Annotated in this window: 3 protein-coding genes; all 3 read right to left on the bottom strand. The window is 71.8% G+C overall.

The window, feature by feature from the left end; translation table 11 throughout:
• Positions 1-39: 39 nt before the first annotated feature.
• Positions 40-240, bottom strand: coding sequence for a hypothetical protein (locus ACFU7Y_RS43610; RefSeq protein WP_380772007.1), 201 nt, complete (start codon positions 238-240; stop codon positions 40-42).
• 7 nt (positions 241-247) lie between these two features.
• Positions 248-997: an SRPBCC domain-containing protein gene (locus ACFU7Y_RS43605; protein WP_224282620.1), complete on the bottom strand. Its 750-nt coding sequence runs from the start codon at positions 995-997 to the stop codon at positions 248-250.
• Positions 998-1027: 30 nt separating this feature from the next.
• Positions 1028-1831 (bottom strand): cytochrome P450 (locus ACFU7Y_RS43600; protein WP_380772005.1); only part of this gene is annotated, 804 nt, incomplete at its 5' end.

Raw genomic sequence — 1831 nt, 5'->3', positions numbered from 1 at the left:
GTTCGCTGACGGCACCCGGCCTCGCGGACCGCGGGAGTCCTACCAGCGCCTGCGCGACGGCGCCGGGTTGAGCTTGGCGCTGAGCGCCGAGAGGAAGGTCGGGAGCTTGTCGACCATGGCCTTGGGGACCGGGGTGGTCTGGACGCTGCCCCTCCGCACGTCCTCGACAACGAGCGTGTAGGTGCCGTTCTCCTCGACGAGTTCGGCGGCGAAGAGCAGGGTTTGGGTCGAGGTTTCCATCGGGGTCCTAGGCTTGGGGGTCGTTGAGCCAGGCGGTCCACGCCTTGGTGGCCTGCTGCTCGTCGGCGTCCTCGGCGAACAGGTGGTGGCCCAGCCAGATCGGCACGTTCCAGGTGCTGCCGTTGAAGAACCGGTACAGCGCGTCGGGGCCGCGCAGGCCGACGAAGTCGGTGCTGAGCCAGTCCACGACCACCTCCACGGGGCCGCCGTCCGGGCCCGGGACGAGGAGTGGGAACCGGTCGCCGACGGCCGCGTCGTCGGCGAGGCCGAGGCGTCGGCGCAGAGTGGCGAAGTCGACCGGGTCGGCGGTGGGTTCGGGGCGCTGGGCCCTGACGTAGACGGCGGGGCGGCCGGCGAAGTGCCGCAGGTACTCGGCGAGGGCGTGCTGGTAGAAGTCGACGTGCTTCTCGGCCGCGTCCGACTTGGCGTCCCAGGCCCAGGCGTCGTCGACGACGCCCGTGTGCACCCAGTGGATTCCCATCCGCAGATGGCTCGTTCCCCCGTCTACCGGCTCGATGTGGTAGCTGAGCGTGTTGGAGAACCCGCCGTCCTGGGTCGCCCGGACGGCGAAGTGGTGCGGCGGCTCCCACGCCACGACGGTGGCATCACCCCGGGTGGCCTTTCCGCCGACGCGCGGCTCGACCTCCATCGGGTACAGCCAACCCAGGTTTCCGGCGCCGGTGGCGACCGCGTGCCAGACCTGCTCGGGTGTGGCGGGCAGGTCCTGCTCCCGGCGGACCTCGAACTCTCGGGCCATGGTGGGTACTCCTTCATCGTCGTTCATGGGTCAGTAGGTGAGCGGGAGGGCGCTCAGCCGCCGTTGCAGCGGGTTGGGCCGCCATTCGAGGGCGGCCCCGTCGGCGGCCTCGTCGGCCAGTCGCAGCCGTGGGAACCGGCGGACCAGAGTGCCGACGGCCACCTCCGCCTGGAGCCTGGCCAGCGGGCCGCCGAGGCAGAAGTGCGGGCCGTGGCCGAAGCTCAGGTGCCGGTTGCCGGGGCGGGACAGGTCGAGCCGTTCGGGGTCCTCGAAGCGGTCCGGGTCCCGGTTGGCCGCAGCGAGGAACGGGTACACCAACTCCCCCTCCCGCAGCGTCCGCCCGCCGATCCGGAGGTCCTCGGCGACGACCCGGACGATCGCCTGGGTCACCGTGTCGTAGCGGGCCAGTTCCTCGACGGCGGTGCGGATCAGCGCCGGGTCCTCGCGCAGCCGGGCCAGCTGGTCCGGGTGGCGCAGCAGGGCGAGCACGCCGTTGCCGATGAGGTGGGTGGTGGTCTCGCCGCCGGCGGTGATCAGGACGAAGCAGGTGGACAGCAGTTCGGAGTCGGTGAGCCGGTCGTCGTGCGCCTGGGTCGCGACCAGGGCGCTGATCAGGTCGTCGCCCGGGTCTGCCCGACGCCGGCGGACGAGCCGGGCGAGGTACTCCTCGTACTGCCCGATCGCCTCCTCGGACTTGTCGATGTCCTCGCCCAGCCGACTGAAGCGGCGGAACCAGGTCTCGACCTGCGGACGGTCCTCGGGCGGGATGCCGAAGAGCTCGCAGGTGACGGACAGCGGCATCGGGGCGGCGACCGCCCCGATCAGGTCCATCGG

It is taken from the genome of Kitasatospora sp. NPDC057542, assembly GCF_042801945.1.
Classification (GTDB): Bacteria; Actinomycetota; Actinomycetes; order Streptomycetales; family Streptomycetaceae; genus Kitasatospora.
The sequence above is the reverse complement of the archived record's forward strand: the minus strand, read 5'-3'. Positions and strand labels throughout refer to the sequence as shown.

What these genes read in the sequence shown, in the direction of transcription:
- ACFU7Y_RS43610 (WP_380772007.1), bottom strand. Translation starts at nt 240, where the DNA reads ATGGAAACCTCGACCCAAACCCTGCTCTTCGCCGCCGAACTCGTCGAG.
- ACFU7Y_RS43605 (WP_224282620.1), bottom strand. Translation starts at nt 997, where the DNA reads ATGGCCCGAGAGTTCGAGGTCCGCCGGGAGCAGGACCTGCCCGCCACA.